We start from the raw sequence: 18405 nt of genomic DNA, 5'->3' as shown, positions 1-18405 counted from the left end.
ATGAGCGCAGCGCGCGCGACTCGCTGCTGCGCTCACAATTCGTAGGATGAGTCTCACAACACCCGATTACTCTCCTTCACCTTCTCCGCATCCAGGTACACGCTCGACCCCATCTCCTTGAACTTCGCGCTCATCTGCTTCATGCCGTCCTCGGCCGTCCCGCTCATCGACATGCCGATCGAGTTCGGGTCGTTCAGCGTCGCCGCGTAGTCGCGCACGTCCTGCGTGATCTTCATCGAGCAGAATTTCGGGCCGCACATCGAGCAGAAATGAGCGACCTTGTGGGCTTCCTTCGGCAGGGTCTCGTCGTGGAAGTTTTTCGCGGTGTCGGGGTCGAGGCCGAGGTTGAACTGGTCGCTCCAGCGGAAGTCGAAACGGGCGCGGGAGAGCGCGTCGTCGCGGAGCTGGGCGGCGGGGTGGCCCTTGGCGAGATCGGAGGCGTGGGCCGCGATCTTGTAGGTGATGACGCCGGTCTTGACGTCGTTGCGATCGGGCAGGCCGAGATGCTCCTTCGGGGTGACGTAGCAGAGCATCGCGCAGCCGAACCAGCCGATCATGGCCGCGCCAATGCCTGAGGTGATGTGGTCGTAGCCCGGCGCGATGTCAGTGGTCAGCGGTCCAAGCGTGTAGAACGGCGCCTCGCCGCATTCCTTGAGCTGCTTGTCCATGTTGATCTTGATCTTGTGCATCGGCACGTGGCCGGGGCCTTCGATCATGACCTGGCAGCCCTTGTCCCACGCGATTTTTGTCAGTTCGCCGAGCGTTTCGAGCTCGGCAAACTGCGCGCGGTCGTTCGCGTCGGCGATCGAGCCCGGACGCAGGCCGTCGCCGAGCGAGAACGAGACGTCATACTTGCGCATGAGGTCGCAGATCTCGTCGAAATGGGTGTAGAGGAAGCTCTCCTTGTGATGCGCCAGGCACCACTTCGCCATGATCGAGCCGCCGCGGCTGACGATACCGGTGACGCGGTTGGCGGTGAGGTGGATGTAGGACAGGCGCACGCCGGCGTGGATGGTGAAATAGTCGACGCCCTGCTCGCACTGCTCGATCAGCGTGTCCTTGTAGAGCTCCCAGGTCAGCTTGACCGGATCGCCGTTGCACTTCTCCAGCGCCTGATAAATGGGAACGGTGCCGATCGGCACCGGCGCGTTGCGCAAGATCCATTCGCGGGTGGTGTGGATGTTGCGCCCCGTGGAGAGGTCCATCACGGTGTCGGCGCCCCAGCGGATCGCCCACACCATCTTCTCGACCTCTTCCTCGACCGACGAGGTCACCGCCGAGTTGCCGATATTGGCGTTGATCTTGGTCAGGAAGTTGCGGCCGATGATCATCGGCTCGAGTTCACTGTGGTTGATGTTGCAGGGGATGATGGCGCGGCCGCGCGCGATCTCGGAGCGCACGAACTCCGGGGTGATGAAGGCGGGGACTTCCGCGCCAAAGCTCTCGCCGTCGGCGAGCGCGGCTTCAGCGCGTTCGAGCTGCTCCTTGCGGCCGAGGTTTTCGCGCGCGGCGACGTAGATCATCTCCTTGGTGATGATGCCGGCGCGGGCGAATTCGAGCTGCGTGATCTTGTGGCCGTCGAGGCCGCGCAGCGGCTTGTGATAGGCGCTGAACGCGCGCGCGGCCTTGTCGGTCGAGAGGTTGCCGTTGTCCTCCGGCTTGACCTGGCGGCCCTCATATTCCTCGACGCCGCCGCGCTCCAGCACCCATTGCTTGCGGTTGCGGGCAAGGCCGGCGTTGACGTCGATGGTCACGGACGGATCGGTGTAGGGGCCGGAGGTGTCGTACACCGGCAGGTTCGGCTCGCCGGCGCCTTCGGACAGGATGATCTCGCGCAAGGGCACGCGCAGGTCGGGCGCGGCGTCCGGGGATGCGAAGATTTTGCGCGAGGACGGCAGCGGGCCGGTGGTGACGGCGGGAACGGTCTTGTCGGGATTGGAGCGGATGTTCATGGGATCCTCCTTAATTCAGTTCGTTGGCATCGCTGCACGAGAGACAATTACCGCTGTCATCCCCGCCTAGTGCGCAATTGCGCACGGGAGCGGGGATCCAGTATTCCAGAGGCCGTAGTGGGATACGGAGAGGGCGCGGCGTACTGGATCGCCCGGTCAAGCCGGGCGATGACGGCGGAGTGTGTAGAGAGAGCGAGGCGCATCACGCCGCCTCCGCAGGTAGGCCGAGCCATTGCCGCACCCGCGCGTCGGGGTCGGCATTTTGCGTGACGTCGCTGACGACGGCGATGGAATCGGCGCCCGCGGCAAAAATCTCCGCGGCGTGCTCGAACTTGATGCCGCCGATCGCGACCAGCGGGATGGTGCCGATGCGCTTTTTCCATTCCGTGATCTTCGGAATGCCCTGCGGCTCGAAGCGCATCGACTTCAAGGTGGTGAAGAAGATCGGGCCCAGCGCGACATAGTCGGGTTTGGCGGCCAGCGCGGTCGCAAGCTCGGCGTCGTCATGGGTGGAGATACCCAGTGACAAGCCGGCCTCGCGGATGGCCTTGAGATCGGCGTCGGCGAGGTCTTCCTGGCCGAGATGCAGATACTTTGCGCCGGCGACGATCGCCGCGCGCCAGTAATCGTTCACCACAAGCTTCGCCTGCGTGCCCTCGGTGATGGCGAGCGCGTCGGTGACGATCTGGAGCGCTTCGGCGTCGTTCAGGTCTTTCGCGCGCAGTTGAATGGTGCCGACGCCGAGCTTGGTCAGGCGCTCGACCCAGTTGAGGCTGTCGACGACGGGATAGAAGCGATCAGGATACGCGTTGCGATCAGGATACGGCATGCCAGAACGGGGTCCCAACGACAGGGGTGGAAGGGGAGGCGAAGTCGCGGGCGTTCATCAGCCCGGCCTCAAAGGCGGTGCGGCCGGCCTCGACACCGAGGCGGAAGGCGTTGGCCATGGTGACGGGATCGGCGGCTTTGGCGATCGCGGTGTTGAGCAGCACGGCGTCATAGCCGAGCTCGAGCGCCTGCGCCGCGTGGCTCGGCGCGCCCAGGCCGGCGTCGACCACCAGCGTGATGTCGGGCAGGCGGTCGCGCAAGAGCTTCAGCGCATCGCGGTTGGTGATGCCCCGGGCCGAGCCGATTGGCGCTGCCCACGGCATCACCACCTTGCAGCCGGCATCGACCAGGCGGTTTGCAACCGAGAGATCCTCGGTGCAATAGGGGAACACCTCAAAACCGTCCTTGATCAGGAGGCTTGCTGCTTCGACGAGGCCAACGACGTCGGGCTGGAGCGTGTCGTTGTCGGCGATCACTTCCAGCTTGATCCAGCTTGTGCCGAACAGTTCGCGCGCGAGCTTTGCGGTCGTCACCGCCTCGCGCACGCTGCGGCAGCCGGCGGTGTTCGGCAGCACGGCGACGTCGAGCTCGCGGATCAGATTCCAGAACGCATCGCCGGTCTTGCCGCCGGCGGATTCGCGACGCAGCGACACCGTGACGATGTTCGAGCCGGAGGCGCGGATCGCCGCCTGCATGATCGCCGGCGAAGGATAGAGCGCGCTGCCGATGAGGAGGCGCGAGGCGAAGGTTTTGCCGTAGAAGGTCACCATGTCGAATTCCCCGTCATTCCGGACGGGCCGCGGAACGCGGACCGATCCGGAATCTCGAAGTTGTGTCGCGAGATTCCGGGTTCACGCTTCGCGTGCCCCGGAATGACGGGCCAATGCAGCCGTCCTCGCGAAGTGAGTGTGCTATCATCCCCTCACCCTCCCTGCCGCGGCGTGATGATCTCGATCTCGTCGCCGGCCTTCAAGCTCGTCTCGGCCCAGCGGCTTTTCGGCACGACGTCGTAGTTCAGCGCGATCGCGAAATGGGTGCCTTCGTAGTCGAGCTCGGAGAGCAGCGCGTCCACGCTGACTGAAGCCACCTCGCGCTGCTCACCGTTGATGATCACAAGCATTGCACGATCACCCGCATTGCATCACCTCGTTGTCGATCTGGCCGCGCTGGACGTATTGCAGCGTCAGCTCGGCGAGCGCCGGCGCGATCAGGAAGCCGTGGCGGTAGAGACCGTTGACGGTGATCCTGCCGCCGCGAATGCCGATGCGCGGCAGATTGTCGGGGAAAGCGGGGCGAAGGCCCGAGCCGAATTCGACGATGCGCGCCTCGCCGAACGCCGGGTGCACCGTATAGGCCGCACCCAAGAGCTCCAGCGCCGAGCGGACGCTGACGCCGGTGTCCTCGGCCTCGATCGAGGTCGCCCCCAGCATGAACAGATTGTCCTCGCGCGGGATCACGTAGAGCGGCCAGCGCGGATGGATCAGCCGCACCGGGCGCGCCAGCTGCACCTCGCTCGTCTCGATCAGGATCATCTCGCCCTTGACGCCGCGCAGGTCAGGCTGCTCGTCGCGTGCGGACAGGCCGCGGCAGTCGATCACGATGCCGTCGAGATCGGCGGCGCTGACGTCGCTGGAGAACTTGATGGTGCCGCCGGCGGCGCGGATGCGCTCGTGCAGCTTCGGCAGCACGCGGCGCGGCTCGACATGGCCCTCGGTCGGGAAGAACAGGGCGTCGCGGAAGCGGCCCTCCAGCGACGGCTCGAGCTCGGCAAGGCCGGCGGCATCGAGCCGGCGGTGCTCTTCGGTCATCCGGGCAAAGCGCTCGAAATCGTTGCGCTCGCGCGGATGGGCGACGACCAGGGAACCGTTGAAGGGTGTGTCGGGCAGCTCGCGCCGCCAGATGTCGAGGGAGCGCTGGCCCAGCCGGCTGATGATGGGTTCGGCGACCTCGGCCTCGCACCAGGGCGCCAGCATGCCGCCGGCCCAGTGGCTGGTGGAGTCCGTCATCGCAGCGTCGCCGCGCTCGTGCAAGGTCACGGCGTGGCCGGCCTGCGCGAACAGCAGTGCCTGCCAGGCGCCCGCAATGCCTGCGCCGATGATGGATACCGCGGAATCCGCTCGCTTGATCGTCTGTAACATCCCTGTCCCTTCGCCGGCATGACCCGGATCAGGTTCAAAGGGTCACCGCGGTCCTGGGCGGATTTGCCCATTTAGCGGTATCTCAGCTCCTCCTCGGAGCACCCCTCGGAACGGTGCCAATGTATGCCAGCGGGGCGGGGTGGTCAACGCGTTAGCCACAGGGCAGTCATTCCGGGGCGATGCGAAGCATCGAGCCCGGAATCTCGAGATTCCGGGTTCAGTCCTGCGGACTGCCCCGGAATGACAGCGGTTAGTGTGGAACCTGGGCCCGCGCGTTACGGACGCGCTGGGCGAGCTTTTTGTGCGGCGTGGTGCCGAACATCGGCTGCGGGTTGCCGTTCGGCTCCAGCCAGGCCTGGCCTCTCGCACCATCTGCTGCGCCGTTTCCTGGCGCTGCCGCTTTGCAACGTAGTAATAGCCGCCAGCGAAATAACGCACGGCTCGGGCATGGTCGCCATTGGCGGCGCGATAGGCGCCGGCGAGGTATTTGACCGCGTAAGTGAGATTGGTGTTGGGATCGCGCAGGCCGGCGGCATCGCCGGTGTAGCCGAGCCCGCGGGCGGTCGCGAGCTTGATCTGCATCAGGCCGATGGTGCCGCCATGGCCGACGAGGCCGGGCTGATAGCGGCTTTCGCGCATGATGACGCGATGCACCAGCGCTTCAGGCACGCCGTTGGCGCGGGCATGGGCCGCGACCATCTCGGCGTACTCGGCTTCACCCGCGAATGCGGCCTGCGGCGACACCAGTCCGGCCGCGATGAGCGCGGCGACACGTAAAATTTTCATCAGATATCCCTGACGTCCCTGAGCGACCTGCGCCCGGCTGTCGTTATTGTTTGAGCATGATCTGTTCGGAAAACCGCGGTGCACTTTTCCGGATCATGCTTTAGGACTCCGGAACACGGCGATGATGTGACCAAACGCCGCCGCTGACGATGTTGCGGCGCCGAGCCGCTGTTACGACGCAATGCTGGCGTAGCTGAGCTTCGGGGCGGACGACCCCCGCTCGCGACAGCACGTCTGTCTATTCGCGCGCAGACGCGAAAGCGAGGATGAAAACGCTGCAAATCGGGAGAGGTGCCATGACAAAAACCAACATGGCCAACGCGGACTTTGTCAACGCGGACTTTGTCAGCGCGGACTTTGTCAGCGCGGACTTGGCCAAGGCACATTTCGGCGACATCCCCCGGCAAAATCCCTGTGCTCAATGCGGCGCGCCGATTCCGAAGCCCGACTGGATCGAGCCGGGCGAGGGGCGCATCTCCTATCTCTGGACGTGCCGCGCCTGCAATTATCAGTTCGAGGCGGTGGCGATCTTCGACGAGGTCGCCGTCACGCACACCCCGCTCGCGGCTTAAGCGGCGCTCTACGCGGCGAGCCGCGGCTCCTGCCAGACCGGCAGCTCCATCCGCACGATCAGCCCGTGCGGCTCGCGGTCGTGCAGCGACAGCGTCCCGCCATGGGCGATCGCGATCGCGTGCGCGATCGACAGGCCGAGGCCGAAGCCGGTGGACTCGTCCATGGTGCGCGCATCGTCGCCGCGCGCGAACGGCTCCAGCATCTCCTGCTTGCGTGCATCCGAAATGCCGGGGCCGTCGTCCTCGACGTCGATGACGAGCCTGGTGCCGGATATGTCGAGGCGGATCGTGACCTCGGCGCCGTAGCGCACGGCGTTCTCGACGAGGTTGGTGACGCCGCGATGCAGGTCGTCGGGACGCGCCGCCGCGGTGGCCGAAGCGGGGCCGTCATAGTGCACGACATGGCCCATGTCGCCGAATTGGTCGGCAATGAGCTGGAGCGTGCTGGCGATGTCGACCAGCGTCACCGCCTCGACGTTGCGGTCGTTGCGCAGGAGCGACAGCACGGATTCCAGCATCGAGCGCATCTGGTCGAGATCGATCAGCATGCGCTTGCGGTTGACCTCGTCCTCGATGAACTCGGCGCGCAGGCGCAGCCGCGTGATCGGCGTGCGCAGATCGTGGCTGATCGCCGCCAGCATTCTGGTGCGATCCGACATCAGCCGCGCGATCCGCTCATGCATGCGGTTGAGCGCGCGCGCCACCGAGCGGATCTCCTCCGGGCCGCGCTCGGGCAGCGGATCGGCTTCGCCGTCCAGGCTGAAATTCTCGGCGGCTTCGGCGAAGGAGGACAGCGGCGCGGCCAGCGCGCGCGCCGCCCACAGGCCGAGCACGGTGACGCAGATGAAGGTGGTCATCAGCGCCGTCAGCCACGGTGCGCCCCAGAACCACGGCCGCGGGCCGCCATCGACACGGCCGGCGATCACGCTGCCGTCTGGCAATTCGACGCCGACGCGGTGCGCGGTGTCGTCGGCGGCGAGCTGCACCACCTTGTAGCCGCGCCCGAGATGACGGCGCATCCCGCGCAGGTGCTGACTGTCGCTCGTCTCGACAATGGCCGCCGTGCCGGGCGCGTGCATCTCGATGCCGAGCTTGGGGAAGGCGCGCGAAAGGTCGGCGACGAGGCGCGGCCGCTCGCCGGCCTCGGTCGAGCCGAGCAGCAGCGCGGCATCGGTCAATTGATGGGCGCCGTCCGGCGGCGTGTCCGGGCGGTCCGGCCGGCTGATCAGGAAGGCGGCGGTGACGACGAGATGGAGCGCGACGGTGGAAGCCAGCACCAGCGCGGCGATCTGCCCGCCGATACCCTTGAGATGGAAGAACCCGAACGGCTTCATCGTCGGCGCCCCCTCAGTTGCCCAGGGGGGCCGCGACCGCTTCGGTGCTTGCTGCTTCAGTTCTCGCTGCTTCAGTTCTTGGCGTGAACAGATAGCCGCCGGAGCGCACCGTCTTGATGATGGTCGGATCGTGCGGATTGGGCTCGATCTTGCGGCGGATGCGGCTGACCAGCACGTCGATGGAGCGCTCGAACGAGCCGGTGTTGCGGCCCTGCGTGAGGTCGAGCAGGCTGTCGCGCGACAGCACGCGGCCCGGCCGTTCGCAGAACGTCCTGAGCAGATCGAACTCGGCGCTGGTCACCGCGACGCGCGCGCCTTCCGGATTGCGCAGCTCGCGCAGCCGCAGGTCGATGCGCCAGCCCTCGAAGGCGAGCGTGCTCGCGCCTTCGATCGAGCTCGCCGCCTGGGCTGCGGCCTGGCGGCGCAACACCGCGTTGATGCGGGCGAGCAGCTCGCGCGGGTTGAAGGGCTTTGCCAGATAGTCGTCCGCGCCCATCTCGAGGCCGACGATGCGGTCGACGTCCTCGCCGCGCGCGGTCAGCATGATGATCGGCGTCTGCGCCTCCGAGCGCACCTTGCGGCAGAGGCTCAGGCCGTCCTCGCCCGGCAGCATGACGTCGAGGATGATGAGGTCCACGCGATGATCGGCCATGGCGCGCGACATCTCGCGGCCATCGCTCACGGCGGTGACGTTACAGGCGTTGTTGCGCAGGTACTTCGCAATCAACGTCCGCGTTTCGCGATCGTCCTCGACGACCAGGATGTTGGGATTGGGAATGGCCATGCGCTTTGTTTGTCCAAGATTCGGGCCAAAAGGCGAAGATTTTTGTTTCGGATTGTTTCTGCAGGCCCCGTCGCAATGCCGGGACACACCCGCGCACTGGCGCGGCAAGGTCTCGTTAAGGCCGTTAACCATACCGTGGCGCGGCTATCCAAGAAACCCCGCAAGATCCACGGAGCCATCATGACCTCGATTTCGGCGGCCTCCGCCGGTACCCATCAGTCGCCGCTCCAGCGGCTGCAGCAGGAATTGCAATCGGAAGTTTCCGCCGGCACGATCTCGTCCTCGGACCAGTCCGCGCTCTCGACCGCGCTGACCGACATCGACACGGCGCTCCAGCAGAGCCGCTCGAGCGACCAGTCGAGCGGCGCGCGTCCCTCCAGGGACGACATGAAGTCGAAGATCGACGACCTCATCTCCAACGAGGTGTCGAACGGGACGCTGACCTCGGACCAGGCCGAACAGCTCAAGGGCGTGTTTCAGTCCGCCTTCGCGAGCGGTCCCGGTGGTGCGGGCGGAGCCGGTGGCGCAGGCGGACCGCCGCCCGGCCCGCCGCCGGACGACGGTTCTTCGGATCCGTCGTCGACGGACTCCACCAGCAGCATGTCGAGCTATTCGACGACGGCGGAGATTCTCCAGCAATTCCTCCAGGCGCTTCAGCAGTCGCAATCGTCGGCGTCGTCGTATGGTGCCAACGGCAACTCGTCCAGCAACTCGGATTTCTCCGCACTCCTGATCGACTACAAGAGCTGACCTGAGCGACGCAGGTCGGCGCGTTCCCCGCCGCGCTCGTGCTTCACCCAGGGCGCATGATCGTCGGCGGGGAACTGTGCATTGGAACGTTCCTGCGTGACGTGAGGAACTTTCACTGCAACGCAGCGCCACCGTTGTGCGACGAAATCGCCGCAGCTTAGGAACTGCGCGTGATCGGCGCTGTTCTCTCCATACGAGTTTTTGCTGAAGGAGAGGACAACAATGCTGATGAAATCAATCGCCGCCGGCCTTGCCGGCACCGCGCTGCTTGCGACCGCTGCGTTTGCGCAATCGCCGACCGCCACCACCGACAAGGCGCCGACCGCCGCCACCACCACGACGACCACGTCGGCCTCGGGTGAATGGCGCACGTCGAAGATGCCGGGCCTGAAGATCTACAACGACGCCAACGAGAACATCGGCTCGATCAACGATCTGCTGATGGACAAGAGCGGCGCCATCAAGATCGCCGTGATCGGCGTCGGCGGCTTCCTCGGCATGGGCGAGCATCTGGTTGCCGTGCCCTATGACAAGCTGAAGTTCGTCAATGAGGCCGTCGCCTATACCGGCGCGGCCGGCACAAATCCGAACGCCAAGCCGGCGACGACCACAACCACGGGTGCCGCGACCGGCACCGACAAGACCGCGACGACCGTGACGGCTTCGTCGAAGTGGTATCCGGACCACGCCGTGTTCAACGCGAGCAAGGACGAGCTGAAGAACATGCCCGAGTTCAAGTACTCGGAGTAATGCGGTTCGCGTGACGATTTGAACGACGCGCGCCCGGTTTTCGCCGGGCGCGCTGTCGTGCTCTTCCCCACCTCTCCCCGCTTGCGGGGAGAGGTCACTTCGCATCGAAGATGCGAAGTGGGTGAGGGGGACTCTCCGCGAGTCTAACTGTCACCGTCGTTGTGGAGACTCCCTCACCCCAACCCTCTCCCCGCAAGCGGGGAGAGGGAGAGCACTTTTAGTGCGTCACCAGCGGGCAGCCGCCCTTGTCGAGCGGACGGAATGCCTCGTCGCCGGGCACGGTGGCGATCAGCTTGTAGAGATCCCACTCGCCCTTGGACTCCTCGGGCTTCTTGACCTCGAACAGATACATGTCGTGGACCATGCGGCCGTCGATGCGGATCTTTCCGTTCTTTGCAAAGAAGTCGTTGACCGGCGTCGAGCGCATCTGCTCCATCACCTTCGGCGCCTCGTCGGTCTTGATGGCCTCGATCGCCTTCAGATAGTGCATGGTTGCCGAATAGAGGCCGGCCTGGATCATGGTCGGCATGTGCCCGACCTTCTCGTTGAAGCGTTTCGAGAAGGCGCGCGTCTCCTCGTTCATGTCCCAGTAGAACGCGTCGGTGACGATCAGGCCCTGCGTCGCCTTGATGCCGAGCGAATGCGTGTCGGTGATCTCCTGCAGGAGCGCGATCATCTTCTGGCCGCCCTGAGTGAGGCCGAACTCGGCGGCCTGCTTCAGCGCATTGGTGGTGTCGCCGCCAGCATTGGCCAGCGCGACCACCTTGGCCTTGGAGGCCTGGGCCTGGAGCAGGAAGGAGGAGAAGTCCGACGAGTTGAGCGGATGGCGGACTTCGCCGAGCACCTTGCCGCCGCTCTCCTTGACCACGTTGGCGGCATCGCGCTGCAGCGCCATGCCGAAGGCGTAGTCGGCGGTGACGAAGTACCAGGTGTCCTCGCCGCGCTTCACCATCGCCTTGCCGGCGACGTTCGACAGCGCATAGGTGTCGTAGGTCCAGTGCACCGTGTTGGGCGAGCAGGCGACGCCGGTGATATCGGAGGAGCCGCCGCCGGAATTGATGTTGATCTTGTTCTTTTCCCGCGTCAGCGCCGAGATCGGCAGGGCGACCGATGAGGTCGGCACGTCGAAGATCGCGTCGACCTTGTCGTTGTCGTACCAGTTGCGGGCGATGTTGACGCCGACATCGGGCTTGTTCTGGTGATCGGCGGCAACCACCTGGACCGGCTTGCCCGCGACCTTGGCGCCGTAATCGGCGACCGCCATCTCGACGGCGGCGAGCGAGCCCTTGCCGGTCGCGTCCGCATAGAGGCTCGACATGTCCGTGAGCACGCCGATCTTGACGACATCGTCGGAAATCTGCGCCCGCGCCGTGCCGCATGTAGCGGCGAGCGCGAGACCGACTGCTGTGGCGGCGATGAGTTTTTGCATGTTGTTTCTCCCTGTGTGTTGTTGTTTGGGCGTTGTTGCGGGGACTGTTCTAGCGACAAACGGTCGCGGCAGCTAAGCCAAAGATGCGTGAGGGGGATGAGAAATAAGCAGGGGGATCTGTCGTCATTCCGGGGCGCGCCCCCTTGGGCGCGAGCTTTGATGCGCAGTTGCGCATCAGAGAATCCATTCATCCACCGTCGCTGCGGCCCGATGGATTCCGGGCTCGCGCTGCGCGCGTCCCGGAATGACAGCGGGGGCCTTTCAGGCGCTGCTGCCCTTCAGCCGTTCGTTGCGTCGGCGCAGGCCTTCCAGGGTGGCGAGGAGGATGACCGATACCGTGGTCAGAATCACCGCCGCTGCCGTGATGGTCGGGCTGATGTTCTCGCGGATGCCGCTGAACATCTCGCGCGGCAGGGTGCGCTGCTCCGGCCCTGCCATGAACAGCACGATCACCACCTCATCGAAGCTGGTCGCGAAGGCGAACAGCGCACCTGAGGCGAGGCCAGGCAGGATCAGCGGCAGGATCACGCGGCGGAACGCATAGAGCGGCGAGGCGCCGAGCGAGGCGGCGGCGCGCGCCAAATTGGTGTCGAAGCTTTGCAGCGTCGCGCCGACCGTGATCACCACAAAGGGCGTTGCCAGCGCGGTGTGGGCCAGGATCAAGCCGAGGTAACTGCCGGTCAGCCCGATCGGCGCGAAGAAGAAATACAGGCCGACCGCGGTGATGACGCCGGGCACGACGACCGGCGACAGCACGAAAGCCAGCACGAGCGGCTTGAACCGGCTCTTCCACTGCGCCAGCCCCAGCGCGGCCAAAGTACCAAGCACCATCGACAGCAGAGTCGAGGCAACGCCGATGATCATGCTGTTCTTCAGCGAATTCATCCAGCGCGGCGAATTGATGAAATCGTCGTACCAGCGCAAGGAGAGGCCCGGCAGCGGATAGGTGAGGTACGAGCCCGAGCTGAACGACAGCGGCATGATCGCCAGGATCGGCGCGATCAGGAAGATGAACACCAGCGTGGAGATGATGATCGTCGCGGTCCACGCGATGCGCTGGCTGGGCGTGCGGAGGGTGGAATTGTCGCTCAATTCTTCATTCCTCCCGTGACCTGCTGGCCCTGCACCAGCTTGCCGTAGACGAGAGCGAGCAGGACAGTGGCGAGCAGCAGCACCGCACCCAGCGCCGAAGCAAGGCCCCAATTGGCCGTCTCGGTTGTGTAGAGCGCGATGAAGTAGCTGATCATCTGGTCGGCGGCGCCCCCGACGAGTGCCGGTGTGATGTAGTAGCCGAGCGCCAGGATGAAGACGAGCAGGCTTCCCGCGCCGATGCCGGGCAGCGTCTGGGGCAGGTAGATCCGCAGGAAGGCGGTAAGTGGTGGCGCACCGAGCGAGGCGGCGGCGCGCATGTAAGCAGGCGAGATCGCCTTCATGCTGCTGTACAGCGGCAGGATCATGAAGGGCAGGAGAACGTGGGTCATGGCCACGCAGACGCCGAAGCGATTGTAGATCAGGCGCAACGGCTGGTCGATGATGCCAAGCCACTGCAGGCTGTCGTTCACGACGCCCTTGCTCTGCAACAGCACGATCCAGGCGCAGGTGCGGACCAGAAGCGATGTCCAGAACGGCAGCAGGACGAAGATCATCAGCAGGTTCGACCGGCCCGGCGGCAGCGTCGCCAGCAGGTACGCGACGGGGAAGCCGAGGATCAGGCAGAGTGCCGTGACGCTGAGGCTGATGAGGAAGGTGCGGGCGAACACGTCGCGGTAGATCGCCTGATCCGGCGGAGCTGCGACGATCGCGCCGTCCGCGTTCCGCGTCAGGTCGAGCGCCGCCAGAAGGTAGAAGCCTGTCGTTGGGCCGCTGGCGTCCTTGATCGTCGTCCAGGTGGCGCGTTCGCGCCAGGCCGGATTGATCTTGCCCAGGGTCTCCTTGGCCGCCCCTTGCTCCGGCGCCGCCTTCAGATTGCGTGCCGTGCTGGTCAGGATCGTGCGGAAGCCGTTCAGCGCGTAGTTGAGCCGCTTGGCCGCGACGGCCATGGTGCCGGACGCGCGCGCCGCCTGGATGTCGCTTGCCAGCGCTGCAAAGGCCTTTTCGTCCGGCAGGTCCTTGCCGTCCCAGTCGGCGAGAGCAGCTATGGTCTGCGGCAGAACCTGGCGCACCTCCCGGTCATCGACGGCGCGCCACAGCATGCCGGCGATCGGGCCTGCGAAGGTGAAGAGCAGGAAGACGAGAAGCGGCGCTACCAGCGCCAATGCCTTGACCTGGCGTGTCCGCTCGGCACGCCTCAATCGGCGCTTGAGCGGCACTTCGGTCTGCGCATCGGCGCCGGTTAAAAGCGCATTCGTCATTGGTCGAGCCTTGCAGGGCGCGCTATTTCGCGGCCCATTTGTTGAAGCGCTCGGTCAGACGGTCGATGTTCTCGAGCCAGAAGGCAACGTTGATCTCGACCGCGTTCTTGATGTTGTCAGGCGCTGTCGGCAGGTCCTTCAGAACGGCGGGCGCGAGCAGAGCGGCTGCGTCCTTGTTTGAGGTGCCATAGGCAATGTTCTCCGACAGTTTTGATTGGTTCTCCGCCTTGCCTGCGAAGTCCAGGAACTTGTAGGCCGCGTCCTTGTTCGGGCTACCCTTCAGGATGACCCAGCTGTCGAGCGTGAAGAGCGCGCCGTCCCACACCATGCCGAAATTCTTCTTCTCGTTCTTGTTCGCGGTGTCGATGCGGCCATTGTAGACCGAGGTCATGGCCACCTCGCCGGAGGCGAGCAGTTGCGGCGGCTGCGCGCCGGCCTTCCACCAGACGATGTCGCCCTTGATGGTGTCCAGCTTCTTGAACGCGCGCTCGACGCCTTCGTCGGTCGCCAGCACCTTGTAGACGTCCTTCGGCGCGACGCCGTCGGCCATGAGGGCGATCTCCAGCGTGGTCTTCGGGCCCTGACGCAAGGCGCGCTTGCCCGGAATCTTCTTGGTGTCGAAGAAGTCGGCCCAGCCGCTCGGGGCCTGCTTCAGCTTGTCCTTGTCGTAGCCGAGAACGAAATCGTAGAGGATGGCGCCGACGCCGCAAGCGTTGACCGACGGCGGGATATAGGCGGCCTCGCCGCCGATCCTGGAATAGTCCAGCTTCTCGAACAGGCCTTCCTCGCAGCCGACCGCCAGTTCATCGCTCTCGACCTGCACGACGTCCCAGGTGGCGGCACCACCCTGCACCTTGGCGCGCAGCACGCCGACACCGCCGTCCCAGGACTCGTCGTTCATCGGAGCCCCGGCCGCCTTCTTGAACGGCTCGAAATAGACCTTCTTCTGCGCATCCTGATACGCGCCGCCCCACGACACGACGGTGAGGTCACGCGCCTGTGCGACCGTGGCCAGCGCAGCGCTGGCGCTGAATGCCGCGACGAAACCCAGAGCAATCCTGCCAGTTTTGCGCTTCAGCATGGTCCTTGTTCCTTCTTCATGTGCGTTACGTTGACGTTGATCGTTGCAGGTTCGGATCAAACGGGATCGAGGGCGAGGCAATCTTCGGGCCGGAAGGTGATGAACACGCTTTCGCCAGGAATGAGACTGTGATGCGCCCCCGGCTGAAGCTTGACCATGAACTCCCCGTTGCCGGCGACATCGAGCACGGCCAGCGCGTGGTCGCCGAGATAGATGGTGTTCTGCACCCTGGCCGGCAGCCGGTTCGGTCCTTCGCCGGAGGTGCCATCCGGGACAATGGCGACGCGCTCCGGCCGCACCGACAGGGAGGTCGATGCGCCCGCGCCTGATACATTGACCGCCCGTGCGGTGACGGCGCCGCCACCCGCCAGCGCGACCCGGCAATAGTCCTTGTCGACCGTCTCGACGGTGCCGGCCAGCACGTTGTTTTCGCCGATGAAGTGAGCGACGAAGCTGTTCACCGGATGCTCATACAGCGCGTCGGGCCTGTCGATTTGCTGCACGATGCCGTCGTTGAACACGGCAATGCGGTCCGACATGGTAAGCGCTTCACTCTGATCGTGGGTGACGTAGACGACGGTGATGCCCATCGTCTCGTGCAGTTGCTTGATCTCCAGCTGCATCTGCTCCCGCAGGCGCTTGTCGAGGGCGCCAAGGGGCTCGTCCATCAGCACGAGTTGCGGATTGAAAACCAGCGCGCGGGCCAGCGCCACGCGCTGCTGCTGACCGCCGGACAGCTGCCCGGGCCGCCGGTGCGCAAGGGTTTCCATCTTGATCATGCGGAGCGCCGCCCTGACGCGCTCCTGCGCTTCCGCCTTGTTGATTTTGCGGACGGAGAGCGGGAAGGCGATATTCTCCGCGATCGTCAGGTGCGGAAACAAGGCATAGTTCTGGAACACCATGCCGATGTCGCGCTTGTGCGGCGGCATGTTCTTGATCGGCCGGTCTGCGAGATAGATCTCGCCATGGGTCGGAACCTCGAAGCCAGCCAGCATCATCAGCGTGGTCGTCTTGCCCGAGCCCGACGGGCCGAGCAGGGTGATGAACTCGCCCTTCCTGATGTCGAGGTCGAGGTTCTTCACCACGAGGTGCTCGCCATCATAGGTCTTCTGTATGCCGGAAAATCGCACCAGTGCCGGCGCAAGCGTGACCATGCCGGCTTCCATGTTGTCCTCGCGTCATCGGCTACAGTGCTGTCAGGACCTCGTTCGAGGTTGCGAAGAACAGCTTAGCATCCTCCGATGAGAATGCTAGCGGCGCAAGCGACGAAGACACGCGCGGGCTTGGTGAGTGAAGACGCGCTACATCCCCGACAGCTTCGTCACGTACACGTTGAGCGAGCCGCCGGCTTCCGCGACCACGCGCAGCGTCTTGGAATCGAAGGCGATGTCGGCGAGCGTCAGGCTGTCGATCTTCGCGTCGACCTTGAGGCCGTCCTCGCTCTTCTGGTAGTCGGCGATCGCGGCCGCGATCTTCTCGCGGGCGTTGGCGGCGATCGGCTTCAGATCGAGCGTCGCCTTCTGCACCAGCGCCTGCTGCATCTGCGGCACCACCGCGCGCGCCGCCGCGCCGAGCAACCCGAAGGCCGCCTCGGATTCCACCGCGAGCTGGATGTCGGCGAGCCGCAGCGTCTGCTGCGCCTGGTCGAGCATCGGCCGGCCCCAGATATGCACGGTCGCCTCGGCGCCGAGGCCGAGCCAGCTCTTCTTTTCTTTCGCGCGCACCAGAAGCGAGATCAGCAACCGGTCGCCGGACGGAACCACGTTGGCGCTCTTCACGGTGACGTCGACCGGGCCCGAGCCGTCCTCGGGATAGGTGTGGCCGACCATCTGCGCCGCAATGAGCTTGTTGATCTCGGTGAAGGGCACGTCGATCGGCACGCCGATGCTCACGCCGGTGCCGGTCGGCGGCACGATCGAGATCTTGTCGGGGAACGGGCAGTCCGGCTTGGACGGCGCCGAGGTCACGCGCGTCTCCAGCTCGAGGCCAAGCAGCAGCGTCACGTTCTGTGCGTCGACGCGCGGCTGTGCCGCGATTGCGCGGGTCGGCTTCATCTCGAGCCAGAGCGGCGGCAGCGCGGCCGACGAGCCCGAGCCTTGCAGCGGGATCGTACGGCAGGCCCTGGCCCATTGCAGCTTGGCATTCTCCCGCAGCGACGGATCGTTGCGGATGCGTTCGGAGACGATGTTGATCTGCTCGCCGACGTTCTTGTCGATCAGCGGCTTGACCTGCGCCGGCACGTTGACCTTGGCGCCGGAGACGTTGAGGTTGGTGTCGCCGAGGTTGACCTGCGCCCCGAGATTGGGCTCGAGATGCCAGTTGGCCGCGAGCTTCGGACGCGAGGTGACGACCACGTTGCCCTTGATCTCGGCGCTGGCGTTCAAGTTCTTGATGTTGACCGCGCCGATCCGTTTCGCCGCGTCACCGCCGAGCACGCTGCCGAGCGCGTCGCCGAGTGCGCCCGTGGCTTTGGCGGACAGCGAGCCCGTCACGTTCAGCTTGCCGCTGAGCGGCGTCGAGATGGTCAGCACGTCCTTGTCGCCGGCAGCCGCCGTCGGTCCGCGCACGGCCGACCAGCCGATGTCGGCGTTCTCAAGGATCTGCGAGATCGGATTGTCGGCCTTGCCGGCGAAATTGCGCGGCGCGGCCTTCTCGGCCTGCTCGCGGATCGCCGAGATCGCGATGGCGACCGGCGCGACCACGATCGAGCTCTTCGAGGCCGGCGGCAGCGGCGGCAGCTGCGCGACCGGGGGCGCGGAATTGGTCGCGCGCGGCGACAGCCAGTCCATCGCCTTCAGGCTGATGAAGAACGACGCCGCGAGCACCGCCACGGCAATCAGGATAGTCTTGAAATTCAACGACAGACGCATCTCACCCCCAGGCCGCCCGCGAGGGATTTTACAGGGCGGGAGAGGAGGGCGCTAGAGCGCATCGATGGGGTGGAATTGGGGCGAATGTGTTAACGGCCGCGTGCGCGCCGTTGCCGCACATTCAGGCCGTCATCGCGGGGCTAGCCGCGCCGCGGACGGCGGACCGCTCTCACATTGCCGCGATCTCCGCCACCGCAGTAGAAGCGGTCACCGCCATCGGACTCAAGGCCCGAGACCATTGTGCCCGCCGGCAGGTCGAGCTGCTCCAGCACCTTGCCGCTCTCCGGGTCGATCCGCCTGATGTCACTGTCATCGCCCTCCCAAGTGCCGTGCCAGAGCTCGCCGTCGACCCACGTCACCCCGGTCACGAAGCGCTTGCTCTCGATGGTGCGGAGCACCGCCCCGGTCTCCGGATCGATTTGATGGATCTTGCGCTCCCGATATTGGCCGACCCACAGCGAACCCTCCGCCCAGGCGAGTCCGGAATCGCCACCGCCGCCGGGCGCCGGGATGGTGTTCACCACCTTGCCGGTCGCGGCGTCGATCTTCTGGATGCGGTCCTCGGCGATCTGGAACAGGTGCCGGCCGTCGAACGCCGTCCCGGCGTGCGCGGCGACATCGATCGAGCGTGTAAGCTTGCCGCTGGCCGGATCGACCGCGTTCAGCTTGTCGCCGGATGCGAACCAGACATGCGTGCCGTCATAGGTCACGCCGTGCACGGCCTCGACGCCCGGAAAGGGCCCGTACTCCCTGACGATCTCGGCGGCTGAACGTTTCATG

General features: G+C 65.4%; 17 protein-coding genes, 2 pseudogenes and 1 riboswitch. Of the genes and pseudogenes, 4 read left to right on the top strand and 15 right to left on the bottom strand.

Annotated features, from left to right (window positions below):
- Positions 1–53 precede the first annotated feature (53 nt).
- The 6 genes and pseudogenes from thiC to ACE10W_RS30990 all read right to left on the bottom strand — a co-directional run bounded on the left by thiC (position 54) and on the right by ACE10W_RS30990 (position 5704).
- Entirely contained in the window at positions 54–1952 is a 1899-nt protein-coding gene (gene thiC / locus ACE10W_RS31015) for a phosphomethylpyrimidine synthase ThiC (protein WP_375762340.1), read from the bottom strand.
- A gap of 202 nt (positions 1953–2154) precedes the next feature.
- On the bottom strand, positions 2155–2781 hold the full coding sequence (locus ACE10W_RS31010; RefSeq protein ID WP_375762339.1) for a thiamine phosphate synthase: 627 nt from the start codon (positions 2779–2781) through the stop codon (positions 2155–2157).
- Entirely contained in the window at positions 2768–3550 is a 783-nt protein-coding gene (locus ACE10W_RS31005) for a thiazole synthase (RefSeq protein WP_375762338.1), read from the bottom strand. The genes ACE10W_RS31010 and ACE10W_RS31005 overlap by 14 nt, the downstream gene beginning before the upstream one ends.
- A 152-nt stretch (positions 3551–3702) precedes the next feature.
- Complete coding sequence (gene thiS, locus ACE10W_RS31000; protein WP_011089396.1) at positions 3703–3900, bottom strand: sulfur carrier protein ThiS; 198 nt, start codon at positions 3898–3900, stop codon at positions 3703–3705.
- 7 nt (positions 3901–3907) lie between these two features.
- On the bottom strand, positions 3908–4918 hold the full coding sequence (locus tag ACE10W_RS30995) for an FAD-dependent oxidoreductase (RefSeq protein ID WP_375762337.1): 1011 nt from the start codon (positions 4916–4918) through the stop codon (positions 3908–3910).
- A riboswitch (TPP riboswitch) is annotated at positions 4906–5034 on the bottom strand. (Overlaps the previous gene by 13 nt.)
- Before the next feature lie 134 nt (positions 5035–5168).
- Positions 5169–5704: pseudogene (locus tag ACE10W_RS30990) on the bottom strand (transglycosylase SLT domain-containing protein).
- A 266-nt stretch (positions 5705–5970) separates the two neighbouring features.
- Between ACE10W_RS30990 and ACE10W_RS30985 the strand changes: the two are divergent.
- Together ACE10W_RS30985 and ACE10W_RS30980 are read left to right on the top strand one after the other, a co-directional pair.
- A pseudogene (locus ACE10W_RS30985) lies at positions 5971–6051 on the top strand (hypothetical protein); the annotation flags it as partial.
- Between the two features lie 24 nt (positions 6052–6075).
- On the top strand, positions 6076–6276 hold the full coding sequence (locus tag ACE10W_RS30980; RefSeq protein WP_028176290.1) for a hypothetical protein: 201 nt from the start codon (positions 6076–6078) through the stop codon (positions 6274–6276).
- A gap of 8 nt (positions 6277–6284) precedes the next feature.
- Here ACE10W_RS30980 and ACE10W_RS30975 read toward each other — a convergent pair whose 3' ends face one another.
- Entirely contained in the window at positions 6285–7610 is a 1326-nt protein-coding gene (locus tag ACE10W_RS30975) for an ATP-binding protein (RefSeq protein WP_375762336.1), read from the bottom strand.
- Positions 7611–7623: 13 nt separating this feature from the next.
- The gene (locus ACE10W_RS30970) at positions 7624–8394 is read right to left on the bottom strand and encodes a response regulator (protein ID WP_375762335.1); all 771 of its coding nucleotides are present in this window, start codon (positions 8392–8394) and stop codon (positions 7624–7626) included.
- 180 nt (positions 8395–8574) lie between these two features.
- Between ACE10W_RS30970 and ACE10W_RS30965 the strand changes: the two genes are divergently transcribed.
- Positions 8575–9144 (top strand): hypothetical protein, encoded by a 570-nt coding sequence (locus ACE10W_RS30965; protein WP_375762334.1) that lies wholly within the window; start codon positions 8575–8577, stop codon positions 9142–9144.
- Positions 9145–9366: 222 nt separating this feature from the next.
- Positions 9367–9894 carry a PRC-barrel domain-containing protein gene (locus tag ACE10W_RS30960; RefSeq protein ID WP_011089389.1) on the top strand — a complete coding sequence of 176 codons (528 nt, stop codon included), beginning with the start codon at positions 9367–9369 and terminating at the stop codon, positions 9892–9894.
- Positions 9895–10111: 217 nt separating this feature from the next.
- Here ACE10W_RS30960 and ACE10W_RS30955 read toward each other — a convergent pair whose 3' ends face one another.
- From ACE10W_RS30955 to ACE10W_RS30925, 7 genes are all read right to left on the bottom strand, one after another.
- Positions 10112–11323 (bottom strand): ABC transporter substrate-binding protein, encoded by a 1212-nt coding sequence (locus tag ACE10W_RS30955; protein ID WP_375762333.1) that lies wholly within the window; start codon positions 11321–11323, stop codon positions 10112–10114.
- Positions 11324–11584: 261 nt separating this feature from the next.
- The gene (locus ACE10W_RS30950) at positions 11585–12415 is read right to left on the bottom strand and encodes an ABC transporter permease (protein ID WP_028176285.1); all 831 of its coding nucleotides are present in this window, start codon (positions 12413–12415) and stop codon (positions 11585–11587) included.
- Complete coding sequence (locus ACE10W_RS30945; RefSeq protein ID WP_375762332.1) at positions 12412–13674, bottom strand: ABC transporter permease; 1263 nt, start codon at positions 13672–13674, stop codon at positions 12412–12414. The genes ACE10W_RS30950 and ACE10W_RS30945 overlap by 4 nt, the downstream gene beginning before the upstream one ends.
- Positions 13675–13696: 22 nt before the next feature.
- Positions 13697–14755 (bottom strand): ABC transporter substrate-binding protein, encoded by a 1059-nt coding sequence (locus tag ACE10W_RS30940; RefSeq protein WP_011089385.1) that lies wholly within the window; start codon positions 14753–14755, stop codon positions 13697–13699.
- Positions 14756–14811: 56 nt separating this feature from the next.
- Positions 14812–15921 (bottom strand): ABC transporter ATP-binding protein, encoded by a 1110-nt coding sequence (locus ACE10W_RS30935; RefSeq protein ID WP_375762331.1) that lies wholly within the window; start codon positions 15919–15921, stop codon positions 14812–14814.
- Between the two features lie 135 nt (positions 15922–16056).
- Positions 16057–17625 (bottom strand): DUF4403 family protein, encoded by a 1569-nt coding sequence (locus tag ACE10W_RS30930; protein ID WP_375762330.1) that lies wholly within the window; start codon positions 17623–17625, stop codon positions 16057–16059.
- Between the two features lie 140 nt (positions 17626–17765).
- The gene (locus ACE10W_RS30925) at positions 17766–18404 is read right to left on the bottom strand and encodes a PQQ-binding-like beta-propeller repeat protein (protein WP_038966417.1); all 639 of its coding nucleotides are present in this window, start codon (positions 18402–18404) and stop codon (positions 17766–17768) included.
- Position 18405: the final 1 nt, after the last annotated feature.

Origin of the sequence: Bradyrhizobium sp. B025 (assembly GCF_042257955.1) — a bacterium.
Lineage (GTDB): Bacteria > Pseudomonadota > Alphaproteobacteria > Rhizobiales > Xanthobacteraceae > Bradyrhizobium > Bradyrhizobium diazoefficiens.
This window is presented reverse-complemented; position numbering and strand designations above follow the sequence as displayed.